General features: G+C 61.2%; 5 protein-coding genes. All 5 read right to left on the bottom strand.

Annotated elements, in window-relative coordinates; translation table 11 throughout:
- Positions 1–100: 100 nt before the first annotated feature.
- A complete protein-coding gene (locus AB5202_RS03220) occupies positions 101–2,926 on the bottom strand; it encodes a phosphoenolpyruvate carboxylase (RefSeq protein WP_438265660.1) in 2,826 nt (941 codons plus the stop codon).
- 246 nt (positions 2,927–3,172) lie between these two features.
- Positions 3,173–4,486 (bottom strand): histidine--tRNA ligase, encoded by a 1,314-nt coding sequence (hisS, locus tag AB5202_RS03215; RefSeq protein ID WP_343001542.1) that lies wholly within the window; start codon positions 4,484–4,486, stop codon positions 3,173–3,175.
- Positions 4,487–4,840: 354 nt separating this feature from the next.
- Positions 4,841–5,098 carry a hypothetical protein gene (locus AB5202_RS03210; RefSeq protein ID WP_215673442.1) on the bottom strand — a complete coding sequence of 86 codons (258 nt, stop codon included), beginning with the start codon at positions 5,096–5,098 and terminating at the stop codon, positions 4,841–4,843.
- Positions 5,099–5,138: 40 nt separating this feature from the next.
- Complete coding sequence (locus tag AB5202_RS03205) at positions 5,139–6,434, bottom strand: M20 family metallopeptidase (RefSeq protein WP_368143576.1); 1,296 nt, start codon at positions 6,432–6,434, stop codon at positions 5,139–5,141.
- 115 nt (positions 6,435–6,549) lie between these two features.
- Positions 6,550–7,533 carry a DMT family transporter gene (locus AB5202_RS03200; protein WP_196031731.1) on the bottom strand — a complete coding sequence of 328 codons (984 nt, stop codon included), beginning with the start codon at positions 7,531–7,533 and terminating at the stop codon, positions 6,550–6,552.
- Between the last annotated feature and the right edge of the window lie 6 nt (positions 7,534–7,539).

The following is a 7,539-nucleotide window of genomic DNA, read 5'->3' as shown; positions in this document are numbered from 1 at the left end:
TATCCTGCTCCTTCGGAGCTGCGGATAAGGGGGCTTCGTGCTGCGGAATGCATTCAGAGGGAGACCCATCGGGTCCCGGTGAGAGCCACAGGGCTATCGATTACCCCGTGTTCTGCAATCCTGCCGAGACGCCGGTCACAGTCGAAAGAATCAGGCTCATGTACTCGGCCTTCTTCTCCTCAGCCATCTCGTCCTGGTTCATACGCACCTCGCGAAGGGCGCGAACCTGGGCGATAGACAGAGCGTCGACATAGGGGTTACGCACGCGGACAGCGCAGCCAAGCACGCGGCGGCGCTGCAACGGCCATTCATCACCGACGATGGCAAGGACCCACTTACGCGTGAGCTGCATCTCGGTGAAGACCTTCTCGGACAGATCCTGGCGATCGCCCAGGTGCAGATACATCTTGGCGATGCGCTGGTCGGTCTTGGCGATCGACATCTCAATGTTGTCGATAAAGGTGCGGAAGAACGGCCACTCCTGGTAGGCAGCCTTGAGCTGGTCAAGGTCGCCCAACTGCTCGCAGGCGGTGCCCAGGCCGTACCAAGCGGCCAGGTTAATGCGCGCCTGGCTCCAGCTGAAGATCCACGGAATGGTACGCAGGTCGTCGAGCGACTTGGCGCCCAAGCCACGCTTGGCGGGACGCGAGCCGATCGGCAGCAGACCGACCTCGGTCAGCGGCGTCACGGTCGAGAACCACGGCGTAAAGTCCTCGGTGTTCAGCAGGTCCAGATAGCGCTCGTGGCTTGCGGCGTTGAGCTTCTCGGCCATATCCCAGAACTTCTGCGTGGTCTCGGTGTTGGTCTTCTCGACACTCGGGGCCGACTGCAAAAGCGTTGCGGCGGCAACGGACTCAACATGGCGCTGAGCCAGCGTGCGGTTGCCGTAACGGGCAAAGATGACCTCGCCCTGCTCGGTGAGCTTAAAGAAGCAGTTGACCGAACCCTTGGGCTGCGCCAGCACGGCCTTGTTGGCCGGGCCGCCGCCACGGCCCACGGCACCGCCGCGACCGTGCATGAGCACCAGGTCGATATCGTTCTTCTCGGCCCACTTGGCAATGCGCTCCTGCGCGGAGTGCAGCGCGAGCATGGCCGTGGTAGGACCGGCATCCTTGGAGGAGTCGGAATAGCCCAGCATGACCTCCATGCGGCGGTTGGTCTGGGCAAGGCGCTTTTGCACCACGGGCAGCGTAAGCATCTGGTCGAGCACGTCGACGCAACCCTCGAGGTCCTCGAGCTGCTCGAACAGCGGAATCACGTCGAGCTCAGGGACATCCTCCTCGTGTGCAAAGGACAGGTGGGCAAGCTCAAAGACGTCGGCCACATGCTGAGCGCTCTTGGTGAACGAGATGATGTAGCGGTGCGCCATCTTCTTGCCGTAGCGCTTTTGGATGGAGCCGATAGCGCGGAAGGTATCGATGACCTCGCGCGTCATGGGCTGCAGGTCGCCATGGATACCGTTCTCGTGGATATCCTTAAGGGCGCGGGCATGCACCACGGAGTGCTGACGGAACTCCATCTCGACCATATGGAAGCCGAAGGACTCGACCTGCCAGATGATGGTCTGGACCGGGCCGTAGGCAGCACGGACGGCACCGCAGGCGGCCAGGGAGCGCTGAACGACACGCAGGTCATCCAGGAACTCGTCTGCGCTGTGATACATGGTGTCGGTGATACGACGGACGGTGGCGTTGAGTCGGTCGGCCATGACGAGCATGACGGCGCGATGCGGCTCGTGCTCGGAGATCAGCTCGGCGCGTGCCGTGTACTGGGTACTCATCTCGACCTGATGGTTCCACAGGTTGATGAGCTCGGCAGACGGCTTGCTGTAGGTGGCCTCGAGCGTGAGGTTGCGGCCGATGCGGCGGCACTTGTCCTCGAGCTTGAGCACCATATGGGTGAAGTACTTGGCGGCGACCTCACGGCTCACCTTGGCGGTGACGTTGGGGTTACCGTCGCGGTCGGAACCGATCCAGCTGCCGGGATGGAAGAACGCCGGGCACAGCGGCGGAACGGTACCGGCCTTGTCGCCCAGCACCCAGTCGTCAAAACGACGATAGATGACGGGGATAACGTCGAACAGCGTGTTATCGAAGATGTCGATGATGGTATCGGCTTCCTCGACCGGCGTGGGCTTCTTGAGCGCGATGGGGCTCGTACGCACCAAGGCGTCGATCTCCTGCAGCATGTGGCGTTCGTTCTCCACCAGGTCGGAGCCGCCCAGACGCGGACGCTCCTCCAGCAGGTTGGAGATACGGCGAATCTTGCCCTCGACGGCCTTACGACGGGCCTCGGTGGGATGCGCGGTAAAGACGGGATGGAACTCAAGCTTGCCGAGCAGCTCGTTGGCGCCCTCGACGCCCAGCTCATTCACCAGCTGGTGATAGGCGACGGTAAGTTCGTTGGCGGGATCGACCTCGGTATCGGTCGACGCACCGGCCTCGCGCTCGCGCAGCTGCGCCACACGGTAGTTCTCCTCCGACAGGTTTGCCAGGTGGAAGAAGCTCGTAAAGGCGCGGACGATAACCTGCTGCTTATCGAGCGGCAGACTATCGATCAGATCGACGACCTCGCGAAACGCCACGGCGGTGGGCTCGTCGGCGGTGGGCACGCCCTGCTCGTCGACGGCCTCGTCAGCGGCACGGCTACCGGGGTTGCCGGCATTGGCCACGATTTCGGCCGACAGAATCTTGTCGAACAGGTCCGCGATCTCGGGATCATACTCGCTAAGCACACGGCGCTCCAGGCGCAGGAACAGCGCCAGATTATCGCGCAGCTCCTCGGGGATCTCGATCTCGGCGAGACGCTCCCTGAACTCGGCATTCGAGCCGATTCGGTTAACGAGGCGGTTGACCACGGCAGCGACGCGCGCCGCGGCTTCGGGTACAGACTGGTTGCTTAGGTTCTCAGCCACGTTTCCTCCCATTCCTCCTTCTATGCACGTAACATGCGGTATTCATTATAGGCGCTTGAGAAACACTTTCGACACTGATTGCGCTTTACCACACAAAAGTATTTTCTGCATTGCAAGGGTTTTTGCTCTAAATGGTCGTATTTCTCGGTGGGCGGCATACACAAACGGGGGCATTCCGCATAAAAGCGAAACACCCCCGTAACAATCGTTCGCCGCAAGCGGGACGTGTTAGCGGACCCGCAGCTCAAAAATCATACGCTACAGGCGCTCGCGAACCGCCTCGACAACGTTGGCCAAATCGACCAGCACCTCGTCATGGCTCTCCATGTCGCGCACCTTGACCTTGCCGGCGGCAAGCTCGTCGCCGCCCAGGACCAAAATGAGCTTGGCGCCTACCTTATCGGCCTGCTTAAACTGGGCCTTGAGTGAACGGCCCTGATAGTCGGCCTCGGTCACAATCCCTGCGGCGCGAAGCTGCTGCGTAATAGTAAAGACGTTCTGGCGCAGCTCCTTGCCGGCATTGGCGACGTAGACGCACGGGACCTCCTCGGCACCCAGGTCGCTGCCAAAGGCTTGCAGGGCCAGCAGGGCGCGCTCAAAACCGACAGCGAAGCCGACGCCTGCCGTGGGCTTGCCACCCTCGAGCTCGACCAGGCCGTCGTAGCGGCCGCCGCCACCGATGGAGCCGACACCGGCACCGGGAGCCTCGACCTCAAAGACGGTACGGGTGTAGTAGTCCAGGCCACGCACCAAGGTGGGGTCCTCGACATACTCGATACCCGCCGCATCCAGATAGCGCTTGACTTGCTCGTAGTGCTCGCGGCACTCATCGCACAGGTTGTCGCCCATCAGCGGGGCGTCGGCCATGATCTCGCGGCAGTGGTCGTTCTTGCAGTCGAAGGCACGCAGCGGGTTGAGTTCGGCACGCTCGCGGCACTCGTCGCACATCTCGTCGGCGTGATCGAGGATAAACTGCTTGACCTGCTCGCGGTAGGCCGGACGGCACTGCGCATCGCCCATCGAGTTAATAAGCAGGCGAAGCTTGGAAAGATCAAAGCCCAGGCGCTTGTAGAACTCCATAAGCATGATGATGCACTCGGCGTCGGCAGCCGGATCGGGAGCGCCGAGCCACTCGATACCCACCTGATGGAACTGGCGCAGGCGACCCTTCTGAGGACGCTCGCCACGGAACATGGCCTCGGCATAATAAGCCTTAAACGGCGTGGAACCCTGGGGCACCAGGTTGTTCTCCACGACGGCGCGCACCACACCGGCCGTGCCCTCGGGACGAAGCGCCAGGCGCTGCTTGGGCTTGAGCTTGGTGTCGGTGCCCTCAGCAAAGACGCGCTCCAGGTTGGCGCCGCTAAAGACGCGGAACATCTCCTTGCGCACGACGTCGGTCGACTGGCCGATGCCGTGGACAAACACGTCCACCTGCTCGATCGCGGGCGTCTCGATGGGCTTAAAGCCAAACGGCTCGAACACGCCGGCCGCAATCTGCTGCATCTTCTGCCAGGCGCGCATCTCGGCGCCGATAAGGTCGCGGGTTCCCTCCGCCTTCTGTGCCTGCATGGGCAAACACCTTTCTTTTGTATCGCGTCATAGGTAGTGGTCATTATACGGCACAAAAACAAAACGCGGCGGCGCGTCTGACCGAACGAGGGTATGGGGACTCGTTCGGCCAGACGCGCCGCCGCTGTTTGTGATCCGTTTTCCTCCGTCCCCTTCGGATCACGCGACCCCTTGGGGACGGAGGAAAACGGATCATTTCGTAGGCCCGTGGCCGCCTTGGAAACAGAATGATGGTACGAGCATCCATTCGGCTTCCAGGGCAGCCACAGACAGAACGGGGCGAACAGAAAAGCACGTAGACCTGCCATAGCTCACCGACAAAGCTCATGCCGGCAAGAACGGCAGAGGTGGCGATTACAGTGAGGGGAACCCAAAAACGCGGCCGCTTACTTTATCGGCAACATGGCCAATGACAAGTGAGCCGATTACGCTCACCACGGTGGAGATGGCATTGGAGATGTTGTACTGCGTAAGCGTAATCCCGAGGTCGCTGACGATGAGCGGCTGAAACAGGCTCATGCAGTTAACGAAAATCGTGTAACACGTGGCCATGATCACAAAGCCGGAGGCCACCACGAGCCAGCCGGGGAAGAACTTACGTTGCTGGGACATACTGTTCCTTTTTTAAACAAACGAGTAGCAAGATTGGGTGCTACCGGTGGTCGGCGATGTAGCCCAAAGCGACGGCGGCATAAGCCGCGGCGCCAAGGGGAAGCTCGGCATCGCTAAAACGTGCCTTGGGATGATGCTGGGCAAAGTGTTCGTCCGTGTCGGTTACGGCCGCGCCCACGGTAAAGCACGCACTTGGGATCTTGCTCGAGATAAGCGCGAAGTCCTCACTCGCCATGGCATGGAAAAGCGGCAAGAAAGCCGTCTTGGGCAGCACTGCGCCCACGTAGCCAAGCGACGCCTGAGTCATATCGCTGTCGAGTACAAGCGGCGGAACATCCGAAAGCGTCTCGATGGTCGCCGGCGTACGATAGGTCGTAGCAACGCCGTTAACGACCTCCGCGATGCGGGTCTTTAGGTGAGCCATGAGCTCAACATCAAAGCCGCGCAGCGTTCCCTCGAGCACGCAGGTGTCGGGGATGACGTTGGCCGCCAAGCCGCCGGCGAACTTACCAACGGTAAGTGCGACTTCCTTGGCCGCCGGCACCTCGCGGGAGATAAGCTCCTGGAGCGCCAGGTGCACGTGGACGCCGGCCGTGATGGGGTCGATGCAGATCTCGGGGCTGGAACCGTGGCCGCCCTTGCCCTGGAGCGTGATGCGGAAACCGTACACACCCGAGAGCGCCGGGCTGCCGTAGAGCACCAGGCCAAGCGGCGACTGGCTGTTGACATGCATGGCAAAGGCCGCCTGAGGGCGCGGGTTCTCGAGCAAGCCGTCGGCGATGGCAGCGCGTGCTCCCTCAAAGGTCTCCTCGCCCGGCTGGAACAGCAACTTGACGGTAGCGTTGGCCTCCACAAGCTCGGCCTCGCGGGCCTTGAGCAGGCGCGCCGCACCAAGCAGGGCCGTCGCGTGCATATCGTGACCGCAAGCATGCATGCAGCCATTGGTGGATGCAAAGGGCTCGCCGGATTCCTCGACAACGGGCAGGGCGTCCATGTCGCCACGCAGCATGATGACCGTACCGGCCTGCTCATTCGTGCAGATGCCATTGCCTTGGGCCGCGGCGGCACCGGCGCCGACAAGGCCCACAACGCAGGAACCATCGACGAGCGTAGCAAATGGGATGTCCATCTCGGTCAGGCGCGCTTGGATATACGTAGAGGTCTGCGGGAGGCTATTACCCAGCTCGGGCATCTGATGTAAATCGTGTCGCCACGCAGCGAGCTCGTCTGCAAAAGCCTGAGCTTCTGCAACAAGACCGTCACCGATAGCGGTCTGCGCCGCCGCGGTGGCCTTGGGCGCTGATTGCGGTTGAAGATCGGACAGTGCTGGTGCCATAGATGCCCTCCAGTAACGTTTTTGCAGCAAGCACTTTGATAGCATAAAGTGCAAGGTACTACTTTAAGGGCGACGCATAAAAAATGCCGCCCCGGGAGGCGGCGCAACAAATTGTTTACAATTGCGGACGCGGCTTTCGACGCAAAAAATCGAAATGCGTCTCGCTCAAGATAATCGAAAGAAAGATGAGCGCGAAGCCGGCGAGCAGGCGCGAGGTGAGCGCCTCCCCCATCAGCAGCACCGAGAACAGCACACCCGAAGGCGACTCCATCGAAAGGAGCAGCGAGCCCGCTGAGGCCGGGACATGCGCCAGGCCGACGTTTTGGATGAGCAGAGCCACACACGTACAGCCCACCGATAGAAACGCCATCGCGCTGATAAAGCTCGGCGTCCACACGGACAGAGGCGCTTGGGTCTCGAATAGCAGCGACGTTGCCAGGCTCAGCACGCCGTTGCCCACAAACATCCAAAACGTGATGACGTTGATGTCCATTTTGCGACCGTACTTGGCAGTCACCGCCATCTGGATGGCGAAAAAGACCGCACCCGCCAGCGTAATGACATCACCGATGTTGAATTCAACGCTATCGAGCGCCACCAAGCCAATGCCCGCCAAGCACAGCAGCGCCGCGCCCAGGTTATAGCGGGTGAGTTTTTCGCCGCTCAGAAAATAGCTCGCGAACGGCACAACGATGCAATACGTGCCCGTCAAAAAAGCATTCTTGCCCGCCGTGGTGTGCGCCAGACCGACTGTCTGCAGGGCGTAGGCGGCCCACATAAGTGCGCCCATGCCAAGTCCGACGATAAGGTTGCGGGCGTTGAGGTGCGCGATGATGCGCTTGTGGAAGATGAAAAACATGACCAACGCCGCAGGCAGAAAGCGCACGTAGAGCAGTTCGAACACCGGAATGGTGTCGAGCGCGTCCTTCATGGTCGTAAAGGAGTAGCCCCAGACGACTGCCACCGAAAGCAGCAGGACTTTCCAGAACAGCGGCGAGCGAGCGCCGGCGCCGCGGGAGGTGCCGCCCGCGCCCAGGTCCTCGCGAGCAACAGGGCTATCGGGCATCATTTCGATATTGTCAGTGGCATGCTGGGCCATAGGGCA

Source organism: Collinsella aerofaciens, assembly GCF_040915545.1.
Lineage (GTDB): Bacteria > Actinomycetota > Coriobacteriia > Coriobacteriales > Coriobacteriaceae > Collinsella > Collinsella aerofaciens_BE.
This window is presented reverse-complemented; position numbering and strand designations above follow the sequence as displayed.

Bases quoted from the DNA above. Each gene is read 5' to 3' on its own strand.
- AB5202_RS03220 (WP_438265660.1), bottom strand. From the start codon at position 2,926: ATGGGAGGAAACGTGGCTGAGAACCTAAGCAACCAGTCTGTACCCGAA.
- hisS (WP_343001542.1), bottom strand. From the start codon at position 4,486: ATGCAGGCACAGAAGGCGGAGGGAACCCGCGACCTTATCGGCGCCGAG.
- AB5202_RS03210 (WP_215673442.1), bottom strand. From the start codon at position 5,098: ATGTCCCAGCAACGTAAGTTCTTCCCCGGCTGGCTCGTGGTGGCCTCC.
- AB5202_RS03205 (WP_368143576.1), bottom strand. From the start codon at position 6,434: ATGGCACCAGCACTGTCCGATCTTCAACCGCAATCAGCGCCCAAGGCC.
- AB5202_RS03200 (WP_196031731.1), bottom strand. From the start codon at position 7,533: ATGGCCCAGCATGCCACTGACAATATCGAAATGATGCCCGATAGCCCT.